Below are 17,382 nucleotides of genomic sequence, written 5' to 3'. Positions count from 1 at the left end.
CACGGTTCGCCCGATGCACAAACCGTAGAGGGCACCACTGACAATCGGTCCGCGAGAGGCGTCCGCCGGTGCGGAAAGCAGCTCCGGCCGGGCACCCGCTGGTGCCCGGCCGGTCTCGACTTCTAGATCTCGCCCCGCAGTTTGGCGAGCGCCTCGGCGAGGATCGCCTCGCCGTCCGCGTCGCTGCGGCGCTCCCGCACGTACGCCAGGTGCGTCTTGTAGGGCTCGGTGCGCGGCGGGTCCGGCGGGTTGTCCCGGTCCTGGCCGGCCGGGAATCCGCAGCGGGGACAGTCCCAGGTTTCGGGCACCTGCGCGTCGCTGGCGAAGCTCGGCTGGGTCTCGTGTCCGTTGGAGCACCAGAAGGAGATGCGCAGCCGCGGCGCGGACTCGCCGCGCTCGGCCTCGCCCATCGGCCCCGCCCCGACCCGGCTTCCCCGGATCGCGTTGCCACTTGCCACGGTCGTAACTCCCTGCGTGATGGTGCCGCGAAGCGAGTCGGCGTTCCGCTTCGCTGCGAGCGCCTCAGTCTACGTAAGGCCCAACGCGCGTCCAGTGATTGGAGTTACAACCCTCACACCTAGACGCAAGCCCCATGATAGGCCGCGCTGTGCCGCGCGTACCGAACATGGGGCGTTACGTACGTATTGCCTGCGTACGCAGTGGCTGCGGGATGCGGGCCGGTCAGTTGTTCACCTTCATCAGGATGCCGAGCACGATGATGCACGCGAACCAGAGCAGACCGACCACGACGGTGATCCGGTCGAGGTTGCGTTCGGCGACCGAGGAGCCGCCGACGGAGGACTGCATGCCGCCACCGAACATGTCGGAGAGACCGCCGCCCTTGCCCTTGTGCATCAGCACCAGCAGCATCATCAGCAGGCTGAAGACGATCAGGGCGATCGAGAACCCCAAAACCACGGCTGGACCAACTTCCTCGGATTCGATGGACGACGCGGGGTCCAGCACAGTGCTGGACCCCGCAAGGGTACGACGGATCGCGTCTACCGCATACTCACTGGTCGCGGAACCGCACGATCTTGACGAACTCGTCGGCGTCCAGCGAGGCGCCGCCGACCAGGGCGCCGTCGATGTCGGCCTGCGCCATGATCTCGGCGACGTTGCCCGACTTCACGGAGCCGCCGTACTGGATGCGGACCTTGTCGGCCACGTCCTGCGAGTACAGCTCGGCGATCTTGCCGCGGATCGCCGCGCAGACCTCCTGGGCGTCCTCGGCGCCGCAGACCTTGCCGGTGCCGATGGCCCAGACGGGCTCGTAGGCGATCACGACGGTCTCGGCCTGCTCGGCGGGGAGATCCTTCAGACCGCCCTCGACCTGGGCGAGGGTGTGGGAGACGTGGTTACCCGCCTCGCGGACCTCCAGCTCCTCGCCGACGCACAGGATGGGGGTCAGGCCGTGCTTGTAGGCGGCCTTGACCTTGGCGTTCACCAGCTCGTCGGTCTCGGCGTGGTACTGGCGGCGCTCGCTGTGGCCGATGGCGACGAACGTGCACTTCAGCTTGGCCAGCATGGGGCCGGAGATCTCGCCGGTGTAGGCACCGCCGTCGTGTGCCGAGATGTCCTGGGCGCCGTACTTGATCTTGAGCTTGTCGCCGTCGACCAGGGTCTGTACGGAGCGCAGGTCGGTGAAGGGCGGCAGGACGGCGACCTCGACGGCCTCGTAGTCCTTGTCGGCCAGGGCGAAGGCGAGTTTCTGGACGTGGGCGATGGCCTCGAGGTGGTTGAGGTTCATCTTCCAGTTGCCCGCCATCAGCGGCGTGCGCGTACTCATAAGGGGTCAGTCCTCCAGTGCGGCGAGGCCGGGGAGCGTCTTGCCCTCGAGGTATTCGAGGGAGGCGCCGCCACCGGTCGAGATGTGGCCGAATGCCGTCTCGTCGAAGCCGAGGGTGCGCACTGCGGCGGCGGAGTCTCCGCCGCCGACCACGGTGAAGCCCTTGGATTCGACGAGGGCCTGGGCGACCGCCTTGGTGCCCTCGGCGTAGTCGGGGTGCTCGAAGACGCCCATGGGTCCGTTCCAGAAGACGGTGGCGGCGTCGGCGAGCTTGGACGCGTACAGCTTGCGGGTCTCGGGCCCGATGTCGAGGCCCATCTGGTCGGCCGGGATGGCGTCCGCGGCGACGGTCGTGGGGTGGGCGGGAGCCTTGGTCTTCAGGTCCGGGAACTCGGTGGCGCTCAGCGCGTCGACGGGCACGACCAGCTCGACGCCGGTCTTCTCGGCCCGCTCGACGTACTCCTGGACGGCCGCGATCTGGTCCTCCTGGAGGAGGGAACCGCCGACCTCGTAGCCCTTGGCCTTGAGGAAGGTGTAGGCCATGCCGCCACCGATGAGGATGCGGTCGGCCTTGCCGAGCAGCTGGTCGATGACGGCGAGCTTGTCGGAGACCTTGGCGCCGCCGAGGGCGACGACGTAGGGCCGCTGGAGGTCCTCCGTCAGCTTCTTCAGGACGGCGACCTCCTTGGCGATGAGGTAGCCGGCCGCGTGCGGCAGCCGGGCCGGGAGGTCGTAGACGGAGGCGTGCTTGCGGTGCACGGCGCCGAAGCCGTCGCCGACGTAGAGGTCAGCGAGGGCGGCGAGCTGGTCGGCGAAGGCGCCGCGCTCGGCGTCGTCCTTGCTGGTCTCCCCGGCGTTGAAGCGCAGGTTCTCGACGACCGCGACCTGGCCGTCGGTGAGGGCGGCGACGGTGGCCCGGGCCGACTCGCCGACCGTGTCGGTGGCGAACGGGACGTCCGTGCCGAGGAGTTCACCGAGGCGCGCGGCGGCCGGGGCGAGGGAGAAGGCCGGGTCCGGGGCGCCCTTGGGGCGGCCCAGGTGCGAGGCGACGACCACCCGGGCACCCGCGTCGGCGAGGGCCTTGACCGTGGGCACCACGGCGCGGATCCGGCCGTCGTCGGTGATGGTCGTACCGTCCAGCGGCACGTTCAGGTCGGCGCGGACGAAGACCCGCTTGCCGGATACCCCTTCGGAGAGGAGTTCGTCGATCGTCTTCATGAGGGGACTCCTGGAAGAGCTCGTGATCGCTCGAAAGCGCTCGTGATCGAACAGCTCTGATCTGTACGTGAGTCAGGGCTCGGACAGCGCATTCTCGCGCTGCCCGAGCCCTGTTCTCACATGGACGTGCCTGCTCTGTTGATCAGAGCTGGTTGCCGACGAAGACCGTCAGGTCGACGAGGCGGTTGGAGTAGCCCCACTCGTTGTCGTACCAGCCGATGACCTTCACGTTCTTGCCCTCCTGGACCATGGTCAGGGAGGAGTCGAAGGTGCAGGACGCCGGGGCGTTGACGATGTCGGACGAGACGATCGGGTCCTCCGTGTACTCGAGGATGCCCTTCAGCTCGCCCTCGGCCGCCTTCTGGAAGGCGGCGTTGACCTCTTCCTTGGTGACCTCGCGGCCGAGCTCGAGGACCAGGTCGGTGACCGAACCGGTCGGGACCGGGACGCGCATGGCCATGCCGTCCAGCTTGCCCTTGAGCTGCGGGAGGACCAGCGCGGTGGCCTTGGCGGCACCCGTGGTGGTCGGGATGATGTTCTCGGCGGCGGCACGGGCGCGGCGCAGATCCTTGTGCGGGAAGTCCAGGATGCGCTGGTCGTTCGTGTACGCGTGCACCGTCGTCATCAGGCCCTTGACGATGCCGAAGTTCTCGTCGAGAACCTTGGCCATCGGCGCCACACAGTTGGTGGTGCAGGAGGCGTTGGAGATGACGTGGTGGTTCGCCGGGTCGTAGCTGTCCTGGTTGACGCCCATCACGATGGTGACGTCCTCGTCCTTGGCCGGAGCCGAGATGAGGACCTTCTTGGCGCCGCCGGCGATGTGCTTCTCGGCGTCGGCCTTCTTGGTGAAGATGCCGGTCGACTCGATGACGATGTCGACGCCCAGCTCGCCCCACGGGATGTCGGCGGGGTTGCGCTCGGCGAGGACCTTGATGGTCTTGTCGCCGACGGTGATGGTGTCCTCGGTGTGCGAGACCTCCTGCTTGAGGCGGCCGAGGATGGTGTCGTACTTCAGCAGGTGAGCGGTGGTCGCGGTGTCACCCAGGTCGTTGACAGCCACGATCTCGATGTCTGCACCCTGCTCCAGCAGCGCGCGGAAGTAGTTACGACCGATGCGGCCGAAGCCGTTGATGCCTACGCGGATCGTCACGAACCGATCTCCTCGTTGGTACGCCGGCCATGAAGAGCCGGCGAGCTCTGTTTGGGATGTCCCCGACCGCCTACGACCCTACCTCCCTGAGGCTGCGGTGGTGACATCCAGATGCCCCATACACGGCAGGGCGGTCCGTACCGGCCAGTAGGGGTACGGACCGCCCGCCACCGAGAGCGAGATCACTCGATTTCGCTACCCGGTGTGGTGCCTGTTGACGGAGAGTTCCCAGCGCCTGTGGGGTCACACGTCCGGATCACACGTCGAGGGAGGTGAGCGCCTTCCTCATCAGTGCCGCCCGGTCGGCCGCGGTGGCGACGTGCTCCAGGCCGAAGCCGAGCAGCACGGTGTCGTCCGTGGTGACCGCGCCGTATGTCTGGAACAGGGCCCCGGTGCGGGTCCAGTCCTTCAGGACGGCCGGGCTGCCCGCGGGCGGTCCGGCCGCCTTCCAGGCGCCGAGCGAGGTCTCGAAGCCCTCGGTCTCCTTCGCCGTGCCGCCGACGACGAGCGAGGCGTCGTCGGCGAGGACGCCGTGTCCGCCGGTGCCCGGGTCGGTGACGTAGCTGATCGAGACCTCGACCGTCTTGCCGGCGTACGCGCTCAGGTCGAATTCCACCTGCCGCCAGCCGCCGGAGGAACCGGTGAGACTGTTCCACGACCCGGTGCTGCCGGTCGCGGTGCAACCGTCGTCCGACAGGGTCAGGTAGTGCTTCAGCCAGGGGTGCTCACGGACGTAGAAGCCGCCCCCGCACTCGGCCGGAACGGCGGCCTTGGTGGCGCCGCCCGTCTCGGGCAGGGTGGTCCAGTCGTCGGCGCCCGCGGTGTGGGCCTCGATCAGGACGTTGTCGTAGCCGGGCTCGGTGTCCCACATCAGCTGGGTGCGCAGGGTGGGCTTGTCGGCCGCGGCGACACCGGCGAGGTCCACGGTACGGGTGAGGCGCTTGTAGGCGTTGTCGGTGTGGACGGCGGCGGCCATCGAGGAGCCCGCGTACGGGCCGTACGGGTTGACCGCGCCGGCGAACTGTCCGGCGCCCTTGCTCGCGAACTGCGGGAACTCGTCGGCGGGCAGTTCGTCGGAGGTGACGCCGTAGCGGCCCGCCTTGTCCAAGGGGTTGCCGGGCGCGGCGGCGAGCGGGCCCGTGAAGCCACCCAGCTCGCCGGAGCCGGTGAAGCCGGTGGCTCCGTCGGCCGAGGTACGGCTGTAGGCGCCCAGGTAGTACTGGCTGAAGTCGTTCGACAGGGTGCCGCCCCCGAGGTCGACGCTGCCGCCGGCCTGCTCGCCGGCCTCGATCAGCCTGCCGCCCTCGTTGAGGAAGGCGCGCAGCTGTAGCTGGGTGGCGTTGCCGGGGGCACTCGCCCCTGTGTAGTGGACGACGGTGTCGAAGTGGCTCAGCACGCCCAGCGCGTCCGGTGCGCCGCGCTCGGCGACGTCCCAGACGAGCGCCTTGCGGCCGTTGGCCTTGAGCGCGTCAACGTACTTCTGTGCCTGCGTGGCGGCCGCGCCCTCCTCGGCTACGACGAGGGTGTCCGCCCTGGGCCGTTCGGCGACGGTGTAGGTGAAGCGCTTGCTGGAGACCTTCTTGCCGTTCCTCGTCTCCGCGGTGAACCAGACCTCGACCTTGTCGCCGGGGTCGCCGTCCCTGACCTTCGCCCGGTACTCGTCGAAGTAGAGGTTGTCCTCACCGCCGTAGGTCTCGCCGCCCTTCCAGGGCTTGAGGGCCATGTCCTCGGTGCGGCCGCCGTTGACGCGGTACTTCAGCTCCTTGTCGCGCAGCGACTTGCGTGCGACGACGGAGACCTCCTGGTCGGCGCCGCGGGAGTACGACACCGGGAACGCGGCCGGGGTGAAGTCGGCGGCGCTCAGCCCGACCGACGAGGACGGCCGGTCGGGGTGGGAGGCGGACTCGGCGACGGAGAGCGCGAACGGGACGTTCTTGGCGAACTCCTGCTGGATCAGCTTCTCGTCGTCCGGGAAGGTGAAGATCGACCGGCAGTCGGACGCCTTCCACTCGTCGTCCGGGTCGGCGTTGGAGGCCGTCTGACAGGTCGACATCTCCGGGGTGAACATCGCCAGGCCGTTGACGTTCGCCGCGTGGCCGTCGGCCTCGCCGTTGGTGGTGTACAGCTCGGAGGAGACCTGCGGGTGGTAGCCGGGGATCGCGGGGTTCTCGGGCGTACCGGCGAGCGCTTCGTACACGACGTCGTCCGGGGTGTGCGTGGCCACCTGCCAGCCGACCCCGTAGAGGATGAGTTCGGCGGCGGAGTGGTAGTTGATGCCGTACGTGAAGCCGATCCGCTTCTGGAAGGCGTCCAGGGCCTTGGTCTCCGGTTCCGAGTTGGGTCCGGCGCCGCGGTAGGTCTCACTGGCGGGGTTGGGGGACGAGCCCTCGTTGTCGTAGCCCCACTTGTAGGCGAAGTTGCGGTTGAGGTCGACGCCGTCGCCGGTGCCGATGACGCCGTCGCCGTTGACGTCCCGCAGGTTCTTGCGCCACAGGCGGTTGGCGTCACCGCTGTGGGTGTGGTCGTAGCCGTCGGGGTTGGCCGAGATGACGAACCACAGTTCGGTGGAGTCGACGATCTTCTTGACGCGCCGGTCCTTCTTGTAGTTGTCCAGGTAGTGGTGCATCAGGCGCCGGGTCATCTCCGGCGTGATCCACTCACGCGCGTGCTGGTTGGACAGGTAGAGGACCGAGGGCTTGGAGCCGTCCTTCGTCTTCTTCGCGCCCTTGGTGAGCTTCAGCGCGAGGATGTCCTGGCCCCTGACCGTCTTGCCGATGGAGACGACCTTGGTGAGGCCGGGGTTGTCCTGCGCGGCCTCGAGGATCTCCTCCTTGATGCCGCCCTTGCCGCTGTACGGGCGGAACACGCCCTCGGCGGCGTTCTCCACGCGGGCTTCCGCCTTGGTGGAGAGGTCGTGCTCGGTGAGGTCGACGCCCTGCTTCGCCAGCTTCTTCGCCTGCTGGTCGGTCAGGATGACCTCGATGGTGGCGGTTCCCTTCTCCGGCACCTGCTCACTGAGTTCGTGGCCGTCCTGGCCGGCCGCGAGCAGCAGGGGTACCTGCTCGTGGGTGACGTCGGCGCGGAAGACCTTGACTTCGTCCGGGTCGGACGGGGGTGAACTGTCAGGTTGTGCCTGGGCGATGGGTGCGATGCTCGCTCCGCCGATCAGGAGCGCGCCGACAGCGAGGATCGATCTCGCTCTTCGTCTCATGAACCCCCCTAGCGTGGGTTCGCCACAGCAGCGAACAGATGCCAGGCTCATGACAGTCCATGATCGAGTCAAGAGTGCCCGAGCGACACGCGAAAGCCGGTGCCGACCACCCAAGTGGCGGTCGCACCGGCTTCTTGACGGACTGTGGGATCAGCCTACGAGATTGTCGGCGAGTTCCTCGGAGAGGTTGGCCTCCGTGCCCGGGATACCCAGGTCGGAGGCGCGCTTGTCGGCCATGGCCAGCAGCCGGCGGATCCGGCCGGCGACGGCGTCCTTGGTCAGCGGCGGGTCGGCGAGCGCGCCCAGCTCCTCCAGGGAAGCCTGCTTGTGCTCCATGCGCAGCCGGCCGGCCGCTGCGAGGTGCTCGGGCACGTCCTCGCCGAGGATCTCCAGCGCCCGCTGCACACGGGCGCCGGCGGCGACGGCCGCGCGGGCCGAGCGGCGCAGATTGGCGTCGTCGAAGTTGGCGAGCCGATTCGCCGTGGCCCGCACCTCGCGGCGCATCCGGCGCTCCTCCCAGGCCAGCACCGACTCGTGGGCGCCCAGGCGCGTGAGCAGGGCGCCGATCGCGTCGCCGTCGCGGACGACCACCCGGTCCACGCCGCGCACCTCGCGGGCCTTGGCGGGGATCTGGAGGCGCCGGGCGGCGCCGACAAGGGCGAGCGCGGCCTCGGGGCCGGGGCAGGTCACCTCCAGGGAGCAGGAGCGGCCGGGCTCGGTGAGCGAGCCGTGCGCCAGGAAGGCGCCCCGCCAGGCGGCCTCGGCGTCGCAGGTGGCCCCCGAGACCACCTGCGGGGGCAGGCCGCGGATCGGGCGGCCCCGCCCGTCGACCAGGCCGGTCTGGCGGGCCAGCTGGTCACCGCCCGCGACGACACGCACCACGTAGCGCGAGCCGCGGCGCAGTCCGCCCGGGGCCATCACGATCAGCTCCGAGCTGTGGCCGAAGATCTCCAGGATGTCCCGCTTGAGGCGGCGGGCCGCCATCGCAGTGTCCAGCTCCGCCTCGATCACAATCCGACCGCTCACCAGGTGAAGGCCGCCGGCGAACCGCAGAATGGCGGAGACCTCCGCCTTTCTGCAGCAGGTCCGGGTGACGGGGAGCCGGGAGATCTCGTCCTTCACCGCTGCCGTCATCGCCATGGGCCGATCCTTCCATGCATCCGAAAAATACGGTCGTACGCGGCGGCCAACAGCTCCGGGTCATGCCTCGGGGTCCCGTCGGGCCGGGCCACCGGCGCCAGCTCGACGGCGGCCCCGAACCGCTTGGCGGCATCGGTGAGGGAGTCGCGGTCGGGCACGGCGGCCTCGTCGGCCAGCACCACGTCCAGGGCGAGTTTAGGGGCGTGTCGTCCCAAAACCTCCAAATGACGCTGCGGAGAGAAGCCCTCGGTTTCTCCGGGCTGCGGGGCGAGGTTCAGGGAGAGTACCCGGCGGGCCTTCGTCTGCGTGAGCGCGTCCAGCAGCTCGGGCACGAGCAGATGCGGGATGACCGAGGAGAACCAGGAGCCGGGGCCGAGCACCACCCAGTCCGCGTCCAGGACGGCCTGGACCGCCTCGGGGACGGCCGGCGGGTCGTGCGGCACGACCTGCACGGACTGCACCTCGCCCGGGGTCAGGGCGACGGTGGCCTGGCCGCGGACCGTGTCCACCTCGTCCGGGCGGGCCGGGTCGTGGCCCTTGACCAGGGCCTGGAGCTCCAGCGGGACGGCGGACATGGGCAGCACGCGGCCCTGCGCGCCGAGCAGCCGTCCGACCAGGTCGAGGGCCTGGACGTGGTCGCCCAGTTGTTCCCACAGGGCGACGATCAGCAGGTTTCCGACCGCGTGTTCGTGCAGGTCGCCCTTGGACTGGAAGCGGTGCTGGATGACACGCGCCCAGGTCTGGCCCCAGTCGTCGTCACCGCACAGGGCGGCCAGTGCCTTGCGCAGGTCGCCGGGCGGCAGCACGCCCAGCTCGTCGCGCAGCCGGCCGCTGGAGCCGCCGTCGTCGGCCACGGTGACGACGGCGGTGAGGTCGCCGGTGATCCGGCGCAGCGCGGCGAGCGAGGCGGACAGGCCCATGCCGCCGCCGAGGGCGACGACCTTGGGCTGGGTGCCCCGGCGGCGGGGTCTGCCGCCGCGGGCCTCGGCGGGCCGGCCGCCCCTTGAGTCGGTGCTGCCGTCGGGCACCACCCGGCGCAGCCGGCTCAGCCGCGGAGTACGTCGTGTCATTCGCGTCCCATGTCCCGGTGTACGACCACCGTCTCCACGCCCTCGGCGGCGAGCCGGGCGGCGAGCTTCTCCGACATGGCGACCGAGCGGTGCTTGCCGCCCGTGCAGCCCACGGCGATGGTCACGTAGCGCTTGCCCTCACGGCGGTAGCCGGTGGCGACGAGCTGGAGGAGCTCCGTGTACCGGTCGAGGAACTCCTTGGCGCCGGGCTGGTTGAAGACGTAACCCGACACCTCCTCGTTGAGGCCCGTGTACGGGCGCAGCTCCGGCACCCAGTGCGGGTTCGGCAGGAAGCGGCAGTCGACGACCAGGTCGGCGTCGACCGGCAGCCCGTACTTGTAGCCGAAGGACATGACCGTGGCCCTCAGCTCCGGCTCTTCCTCGCCGGCGAACTGGGCGTCCATCTTGGCGCGCAGCTCGTGCACGTTGAGGCTGGAGGTGTCGATCACCAGGTCGGCGTCGCCGCGCAGCTCGCGCAGCAGCTCGCGCTCGGCGGCGATGCCGTCGACGATCCGGCCGTCGCCCTGGAGGGGGTGCGGGCGGCGCACCGACTCGAAGCGGCGCACCAGGGCCTCGTCGGAGGACTCCAGGAAGACGATCCTCCGGGTGACGTTCTTCGCCTCCAGGTCGGCCAGCGACTCGCGGAGGTTGTCGAAGAAGCGGCGGCCGCGGACGTCGACGACGACGGCGATCCGGGCCACGTTGCCCTGGGAGCGGGCGCCGAGTTCCACCATGGTGGGGATCAGCGCGGGCGGCAGGTTGTCGACGACGAACCAGCCGAGGTCCTCCAGACACTTCGCGGCCGTCGAGCGGCCGGCCCCGGACATGCCGGAGATGATCACCAGCTCGGGGATGGCCGCGTCCGGGACCGGGGCCTTGTCGTTGGGCGTGCCCGTACTCACCTGTGCTCCGTCTCCGGTTTGCTCTTCTTGCCCGTCGTGCTCGTTCACATTCATGTCTCCTGCCCCCGTCGCTCGTCCGGGGCGCCCGTCCGTACGGGCTCCCCGCTGGAACCCATGGTGCCGGGTTCCTCCTCCATGATCTCTCCAGTCGCCGTGTTGACGGCGGGTGCGGCCGGGGCCGCCTGGGCGAGGGCCACCGCGATGGTCTCGGCGGTCTTGCGGCCTATACCGGGAACCTCGCAGATCTGGTCGATGGTGGCGGATCGCAGTTTCTTCAACGAGCCGAAGTGCTTCAGGAGTGCCTGCTTGCGCGTGTCCCCAAGTCCGGGGACGTCGTCCAGGGGGCTGGACCGGAAGCGCTTGGACCGTTTGGCGCGCTGGTAGCTGATCGCGAAGCGGTGGGCCTCGTCACGGACCCGCTGGAGCAGGTACAGGCCCTCGCTGGTGCGGGGCAGGACCACCGGGTCGTCGTCACCGGGCAGCCAGACCTCCTCCAGACGCTTGGCGAGGCCGCACACGGCGATGTCGTCGATCCCGAGGTCGTCCAGGGCCCGCTGGGCGGCCGCTACCTGGGGGGCGCCGCCGTCGACGACCACGAGCTGCGGCGGGTAGGCGAACTTCTTGGGGCGGCCGTCGTCCTCGGTGAGGGTGTTCGGCGCGCCGGCGAGGTCCGGGCCGGCGAGGGTGCCTTCGCGCTCCTGGGCGTCCTGGCCGTCCTCACCGTCGGTCCACTCGCCCGTCTTCTCCTTCTCGGCGAGGTAGCGGCGGAAACGGCGGGTGATCACCTCGTGCATGGAGCGGACGTCGTCCTGTCCGGCGAAGCCCTTGATCTGGAAGCGCCGGTACTCGCTCTTGCGGGCCAGGCCGTCCTCGAAGACGACCATGGAGGCCACCACGTCGTCGCCCTGGAGGTGGGAGATGTCGTAGCACTCGATCCGCAGCGGGGCGCTGTCCAGGTCGAGGGCGTCGGAGATCTCCTCCAGGGCACGCGAGCGCGTGGTCAGGTCGGAGGCGCGCTTGGTCTTGTGCAGCACGAGCGCCTGCTGGGCGTTGCGCTGCACCGTCTCCATGAGGGCCTTCTTGTCGCCGCGCTGCGGGACGCGCAGGGACACGCCCGAGCCGCGCCGCCCGGCGAGCCACTCCTGGACGGGCTCCACGGGGTCGGGCAGCGCGGGGACGAGGACTTCCTTGGGCACGGCGTCGCCCGTCTCCTCGCCGTACAGCTGCTGGAGCGCGTGCTCCACGAGGGCGCCGGTGGTGATCTCCTCCACCTTGTCCGTGACCCAGCCGCGCTGGCCGCGCACGCGTCCGCCGCGCACGTGGAAGATCTGGACGGCCGCCTCCAGCTCGTCCTCGGCGACCGCGATCAGGTCCGCGTCGGTCGCGTCGGCGAGCACGACCGCGTTCTTCTCCATGGCCTTCTTCAGGGCCTCGATGTCGTCGCGCAGCCGGGCCGCCCGCTCGTACTCCATCTCCTCGGCCGCCTCGGCCATCTGCTTCTCCAGGCGGCGGATGTACGTGGCCGTCCGGCCGGTCATGAAGTCGCAGAACTCGTCGGCCAGTTCGCGGTGTTCCTCGGCGGAGACCCGGTCCACGCAGGGGGCGGAGCACTTGCCGATGTAGCCGAGGAGGCAGGGGCGGCCCGTACGGGCGGCGTTCTTGAAGACGCCGGCCGAGCAGGTGCGCACGGGGAAGACGCGCAGCAGGAGGTCGACCGTGTCGCGGATCGCCCACGCGTGCGCGTACGGCCCGAAGTAGCGCACACCCTTCTTCTTGTGACCGCGCATCACCTGCACGCGCGGGTACTCCTCGTTCATCGTCACCGCGAGGTACGGGTAGCTCTTGTCGTCGCGGTACTTGACGTTGAACCGGGGGTCGTACTCCTTGATCCACGAGTACTCCAGCTGGAGCGCCTCGACCTCCGTGGACACCACCGTCCATTCCACGGACGCGGCCGTGGTGACCATGGAGCGGGTGCGCGGGTGCAGGCCCGCCAGGTCCTGGAAGTAGTTCGCCAGGCGCTGGCGCAGGCTCTTCGCCTTGCCGACGTAGATCACCCGGCGGTGCTCGTCACGGAACCTGTAGACCCCCGGCGAGTCGGGGATCTCACCCGGTTTGGGGCGGTAGCTGGAGGGGTCGGCCATGTCTCACACCCTACTGGCGAGCACCGACAGTCCGGCGGGGCGGCGGGGCACGATCACGGCCTCGGCGAGGGGCAGTTTCCAACGGCATGCTCCGTCCGGGGTTACGGCACACCGGGAGCGGGAATGCAGGCTTCCCACGGGACACGGCGCCGTCCGGCGGACGGAGGCCGTGCCGGTGCGGGCACAGGTTGTCGGTGCGGACCGGCCGTTTCGGTGCGAAACGGGCGGGCCATGGGTCGGAGGGCTGCGCAGATGAAGCGGATGCGGATCGAGAAGACCCGACGGGCCGTCCGTGCCCGTCGGTACGCGGACGAACGGTTCGCGCTGCACGACGCCCTCGACCCGCGCGACCCCGACATAGTGCGGGCCAAGCGCCTGGCCGTCGAGGAACGGGGCGGCAGCGACCGTTCCTGAGCCGGACGCCAGAGAGGCCTGATACGCCGGCCTCGGCGGAGGCCGGTGACGCCGCCAGCAGAGACCGCCCGGGGCACCACGCCCCGGGCGGTCGCATGTCCGGACGGCGGGCCTGGCCGGGAGTACGTCACTGTCCGGCATCAAGTGTTGTCGGGACCAGGTCAACACGCTTCAATGCGGGGGAACTCGGGACCCCTGAACGACGGCGTACGGATGTGAAGACCTCCCCGCGCCGGCGGGACGGCCCCGGGCGGCCCGCGCGAACGGTCTGACCAGCCGTCGCCGACTCACAGAGAGGCCCCTGCATGCCGCACGCCCCACAGCACGCGGACGCCGCCACCGCGGAACTGGACTCGGTTCTGCGCGGCGGCCCCTTCCACGTCGCCCTGCGTGCCGCGATCGCCGCCCGCGGCCTGCCGCTGCAACGCGTGCAGCACCACCTCTCCCGCCACGGGGTGAAGGTCGGCGTCACCAGCCTGAGTTACTGGCAGCAGGGGGCCAGGCGCCCGCAGCGCCCCGAGTCGCTGCGGGCCGTGCGCGCGCTGGAGGAGATCCTGGAGCTTCCCGAGGAATCACTGATCCGGCTGCTCGCCGAGCCCGGCGAAGGCTCGTCCGGGCAGCGGTCCGCGGCCCGTTCCTACCGCTCTCTCGTGGAGGCCTCCGGGGTCCTGGACCAGCTGCTGGCCGAGCTGGACTGCCCGCCTGACGGCGGTCTGCACACCCTCGGACACCACGAGCGGCTGCGGATCGGGGCGCGGCGCGAGCTGGCCGAGCGGGAGTCGCACCACATCGTGCGCGCCCACCGGGACGGCGTCGACCGCTTCGTGGCCGTCCACCACGGCGACCGGGGAGCCGCACCGGAGCGCATGAGGGTGCACGCACTGGAGAACTGCCGTACGGGACGCGTCCGTTGGCACCGTGACACGGGCGTGCTCGCGGCCGAACTGCTCTTCGACACCCGGCTGCGGGCCGGTGACACGTTCCTGTTCCGCTACGGCGTGGAGGACGGCACGGCGGGCGTGTCGTACGAGTACCTCCGCGGTTTCGACTCTCCCGGCGGCCAGTACGCGCTCCAGGTGTGCTTCGACGCGGCCGCCCTCCCGGTGCGCTGTCACCGTTTCGCGCAGCACTCGGCGGCGGCCCCGCGCACCGGCTGCCAGGACCTGGCGCTGAGCGGACGGCACCGTTCGGTGCACCTGGTCGAGCCGCGGGTGCGGACCGGGTTCCTGGGGATCGGCTGGGACTGGGAGTAGGGCACCGAGGGCGGCAGCGGTTGACCGCCCTCCGTGCCCTTCGGGTGACGTAAACGCTTGCGTAAGCGTTTACGTATGCCTCCGGATGCGATACGTTCCCGCCCGGGGACCTGACAGAGGAGGCGGGAGAAGCATGGCGACCATGGCCGATGTGGCGCGCAGTGCCGGAGTCTCCGTCGCGACCGTCTCGCACGTCCTGAACGGCACCCGGCCGGTGCTGCCGCACACCCGCCAGGCGGTCCTGGACGCCGTGGAGGAGCTCGGCTACACCACGAACACGCTGGCCCGGTCCCTGGTGACCGCCCGGACCCGGTCCATCGGGCTGGCGGTGTCGGCGATCAGCAACCCGTACTTCACGGAGATCCTCCAGGGGGTCGAGGCCGCCGCCCTGGAGCACGGCTACAGCCTTCTGATCGCCGATCCGCACGACGACCCGGAGCACGAGCGCAAGGTCGTCCAGCTGCTGCACGAGCGCCGGGTGGACGGCATGATCGTCGCGCCCTCCGCGGATCCGCGCGAACTGCTCGCCTACCTGGGGCGGCATGACGTACCGGCCGTGTTCCTCGACCGGCTCGTGGACGCCCCGGACGGCGGACCGCGCTTCGACCAGGTCTGCGCCGACAACGCCGAACCGACGTCCCGGCTGGTCACCCATCTCGCCGGTCTCGGTCACCGGCGGATCGGGCTGGTGGCGGGACGGCCGGGGCTCAGCACCACGAGCGAACGGATCACCGGCTACCGGACCGGCCTCGCGTTCGGGGGACTCCCCTACGACGAACGGCTCGTGGTCCACGGCGACTCGGAGTCGGCCGGTGCCGAACAGGCCACGGCCGCCCTGCTGTCCCTCGCCGTGCCGCCCACCGCGCTGGTCACGGGCAACAACGCCATGACCATCGGGGCGCTGCGGGCCCTGCGCGCGCACGGCCTGTCCGTGCCCGGCGACATCGCGCTGTGCTGCTTCGACGACTTCGCCTGGGCGGATCTGTTCGCGCCCCGGCTCACCGCGATCGCGCAGCCCAGCCGGGACATCGGCGCCCGGGCCGTCCGCGTGCTCCTGGAGCGTCTCGCCGAGCCGGACCGGCCCGCCCGGACCGTGCGGCTCCCCTGCACCTTCGTCCACCGCACGTCGTGCGGCTGCCTCGAGGAGCCGGGGCAGTCCCTGCGGCGCGAGCAGCCTGAGCAGTCCGCGCAGTCCGAGAAAGGAACCGTCGCATGATCGTCGTCGCCGGTGAGGCACTGATCGACCTGGTACCGCGGGGCACGGGTGCCCTGGCGGCACTCCAGCCGGCGCTCGGCGGCGGCCCGTACAACACGGCAGTGGCACTGGGCCGTCTCGGCTCGCCGGCCGCCTTCTGCTCCCGGGTGTCGTACGACGCCTTCGGGGAGGCCTTGCTGGACCGGCTGCGGGAGACCGGGGTGGACGTGTCGTCGGTGCAGCGTGGCGCCGAGCCCACGACGCTCGCCGTCGCCACGGTCGGCGCGGACGGTTCGGCGGCGTACTCCTTCTACGTCGACGGGACGGCGGACCGGCTCTTCACGGCGCCCTCCGCGCTACCGCCCGGCACCCGGGCCGTGTCCTTCGGGACCTGCTCGCTCGTGCTGGAGCCGGGGGCGAGCGCCTACGAGGAGCTGATGCGTGCGGCCGCCGCGCAGGGCGTGTTCACCGCCCTGGACCCGAACATCAGGTCCGGACTGATCCCGGACGCGGACGCCTACCGGGCGCGGTTCAAGAGCTGGCTGCCGTCGGTGTCGCTGCTGAAACTGTCCGAGGAGGACGCCCGGTGGCTCGGCGGCACGCCCCAGGAGTGGCTGGCGGCCGGCCCGGCCGCGGTCGTGATCACCCGGGGCGGCGAGGGGCTGACCGCCTACACCGCCGACGGTGAGTACGCGGTGCCGGGTGAGCGGGTGGAGGTCGTGGACACGATCGGCGCGGGCGACACGGTGAACGCGGCGCTGCTGCACGGTCTTGCGGCGCGCGACGCCCTCAGCGCCCAGGCGCTGGCCGCGCTGGGTCACGACGGCTGGGCCGGGCTGCTGGGCTTCGCGGCCCGTGCGGCGGCTATCACTTGCTCACGGGCCGGCGCGGAACCGCCGTACGCGCACGAGCTGGAGGGCTGACACCGCCCGCGATCTGCACGGACGGCGGGGAACGCGTCCCCGGCTCGTCCCCTGCGCGTCGCTCAGCCGGCCTCCCCCACGGCCCGCAGCGCGCCGGGGCGGCGGCCGTTGAGGCGGTCCAGGGCGGCGGCCGTGGCGTCGTCCGCGGGCAGGTGGACGATCACGCGCTGGCCTTCGTCGGGCAGCGCGAACGTCTCGTGCAGCAGCCGCAGCGATCCAGCCTCCGGGTGCTCGATGTGCTGGGAGCCCGCCCGCCGCGGCGTCGCGGCCAGGTCGGCGAACCGGTCGGCGAAGTCCGCCCCCGCCGTCACCGTCAGCTCGTCGGCCAGCTCGGCGACGTACGGGTCCCGCAGCGGGACCTCGTGCCGGAGCTGGGCGACCAGGTCGTCGGCCACCCGGTCCCAGTCGCGGTAGGCACTGCGGGCCCGCTCGTCGGTGAACAGGTACCGGAGCAGGTTGGGCGGATCACCGTCCAGCAGACCGAGGGGGCCGGCGAGCCGCTCGTATCCCGCGGTGTGGGCGAGGACGTCGCCGATCCAGTTGACGACCAGCGCGGGGGTCGGTTCGAGGCGGTCCAGCACGGACCGGACGGTGGGGCGGGCCGTGCGGCTGAGCGCCGGGGCCGCCGCGCAGAGCAGCGGGTCGCCGCCGTCCGCCTCCTTGGTGAGGCGGCGCAGCAGCATCCGGTCGACGAGAGACAGGTTCAGGGCGTCGGCGAGGGCACCGAGCACCTGGGCGGAGGGGTGGCGGTCGCGTCCCTGTTCCAGCCGGGTGAGGTACTCGACGCTGATGCCCGCGAGGGTGGCCAGTTCGGCCCGCCGCAGGCCCGGGGTGCGGCGGCGCGGGCCGGTGGGCAGGCCCACCTCGGCGGGGCTGACGGCTTCACGCCAGGTGCGCAGGAACGTGCCCAACTCGTTGTCGCTCACCCGCCGAACGTACCTTCCCGGCGCGCGGGAAGGGTGTCCCTGCCACT

15 protein-coding genes are annotated in these 17,382 nt (G+C 70.8%); 4 read left to right on the top strand and 11 right to left on the bottom strand.

The annotated features are described in order from the left end of the window. Window positions 1–122 precede the first annotated feature (122 nt). The 10 genes from ABZ192_RS05140 to uvrC all read right to left on the bottom strand — a co-directional run bounded on the left by ABZ192_RS05140 (window position 123) and on the right by uvrC (window position 12,624). The gene (locus tag ABZ192_RS05140; RefSeq protein ID WP_003976875.1) at window positions 123–458 is read right to left on the bottom strand and encodes an RNA polymerase-binding protein RbpA; all 336 of its coding nucleotides are present in this window, start codon (window positions 456–458) and stop codon (window positions 123–125) included. A 223-nt stretch (window positions 459–681) separates the two neighbouring features. Then, on the bottom strand, window positions 682–912 hold the full coding sequence (secG, locus tag ABZ192_RS05135; protein ID WP_005477937.1) for a preprotein translocase subunit SecG: 231 nt from the start codon (window positions 910–912) through the stop codon (window positions 682–684). A 100-nt stretch (window positions 913–1,012) separates the two neighbouring features. After that, window positions 1,013–1,789: a triose-phosphate isomerase gene (tpiA, locus tag ABZ192_RS05130; protein WP_356923156.1), complete on the bottom strand. Its 777-nt coding sequence runs from the start codon at window positions 1,787–1,789 to the stop codon at window positions 1,013–1,015. 6 nt (window positions 1,790–1,795) lie between these two features. Further along, a complete protein-coding gene (locus ABZ192_RS05125) occupies window positions 1,796–3,007 on the bottom strand; it encodes a phosphoglycerate kinase (RefSeq protein ID WP_356923155.1) in 1,212 nt (403 codons plus the stop codon). Between the two features lie 142 nt (window positions 3,008–3,149). Further along, on the bottom strand, window positions 3,150–4,157 hold the full coding sequence (gap, locus tag ABZ192_RS05120) for a type I glyceraldehyde-3-phosphate dehydrogenase (protein ID WP_086561720.1): 1,008 nt from the start codon (window positions 4,155–4,157) through the stop codon (window positions 3,150–3,152). 256 nt (window positions 4,158–4,413) lie between these two features. Next, the gene (locus ABZ192_RS05115) at window positions 4,414–7,368 is read right to left on the bottom strand and encodes a M14 family zinc carboxypeptidase (protein WP_356923154.1); all 2,955 of its coding nucleotides are present in this window, start codon (window positions 7,366–7,368) and stop codon (window positions 4,414–4,416) included. 150 nt (window positions 7,369–7,518) lie between these two features. Further along, the gene (gene whiA / locus ABZ192_RS05110; protein WP_338777341.1) at window positions 7,519–8,508 is read right to left on the bottom strand and encodes a DNA-binding protein WhiA; all 990 of its coding nucleotides are present in this window, start codon (window positions 8,506–8,508) and stop codon (window positions 7,519–7,521) included. Further along, window positions 8,499–9,578: a uridine diphosphate-N-acetylglucosamine-binding protein YvcK gene (gene yvcK / locus ABZ192_RS05105; RefSeq protein ID WP_356923153.1), complete on the bottom strand. Its 1,080-nt coding sequence runs from the start codon at window positions 9,576–9,578 to the stop codon at window positions 8,499–8,501. The genes whiA and yvcK overlap by 10 nt, the downstream gene beginning before the upstream one ends. Beyond that, window positions 9,575–10,534: an RNase adapter RapZ gene (gene rapZ, locus ABZ192_RS05100; RefSeq protein ID WP_356923152.1), complete on the bottom strand. Its 960-nt coding sequence runs from the start codon at window positions 10,532–10,534 to the stop codon at window positions 9,575–9,577. Before rapZ ends, yvcK begins: the two co-directional genes overlap by 4 nt. After that, a complete protein-coding gene (uvrC, locus tag ABZ192_RS05095; protein ID WP_356923151.1) occupies window positions 10,531–12,624 on the bottom strand; it encodes an excinuclease ABC subunit UvrC in 2,094 nt (697 codons plus the stop codon). The genes rapZ and uvrC overlap by 4 nt, the downstream gene beginning before the upstream one ends. A 252-nt stretch (window positions 12,625–12,876) precedes the next feature. Between uvrC and ABZ192_RS05090 the strand changes: the two genes are divergently transcribed. From ABZ192_RS05090 to ABZ192_RS05075, 4 genes are all read left to right on the top strand, one after another. Then, window positions 12,877–13,038: a hypothetical protein gene (locus ABZ192_RS05090; RefSeq protein WP_167409582.1), complete on the top strand. Its 162-nt coding sequence runs from the start codon at window positions 12,877–12,879 to the stop codon at window positions 13,036–13,038. Between the two features lie 305 nt (window positions 13,039–13,343). Continuing rightward, window positions 13,344–14,291: a hypothetical protein gene (locus tag ABZ192_RS05085; protein ID WP_356923150.1), complete on the top strand. Its 948-nt coding sequence runs from the start codon at window positions 13,344–13,346 to the stop codon at window positions 14,289–14,291. A 133-nt stretch (window positions 14,292–14,424) separates the two neighbouring features. After that, window positions 14,425–15,507, top strand: coding sequence for a LacI family DNA-binding transcriptional regulator (locus tag ABZ192_RS05080; RefSeq protein ID WP_356923149.1), 1,083 nt, complete (start codon window positions 14,425–14,427; stop codon window positions 15,505–15,507). Then, window positions 15,504–16,409, top strand: a complete 906-nt coding sequence (locus ABZ192_RS05075; protein ID WP_356923148.1) for a carbohydrate kinase — start codon at window positions 15,504–15,506, stop codon at window positions 16,407–16,409. Before ABZ192_RS05080 ends, ABZ192_RS05075 begins: the two co-directional genes overlap by 4 nt. 62 nt (window positions 16,410–16,471) lie before the next feature. On the opposite strand, the gene ABZ192_RS05070 is transcribed toward ABZ192_RS05075, so the two are convergent. Beyond that, complete coding sequence (locus ABZ192_RS05070; protein WP_356923147.1) at window positions 16,472–17,335, bottom strand: helix-turn-helix domain-containing protein; 864 nt, start codon at window positions 17,333–17,335, stop codon at window positions 16,472–16,474. Window positions 17,336–17,382 lie beyond the last annotated feature (47 nt).

Origin of the sequence: Streptomyces sp. NPDC006235 (genome assembly GCF_040613735.1) — a bacterium.
GTDB lineage: Bacteria > Actinomycetota > Actinomycetes > Streptomycetales > Streptomycetaceae > Streptomyces.
This window is presented reverse-complemented; position numbering and strand designations above follow the sequence as displayed.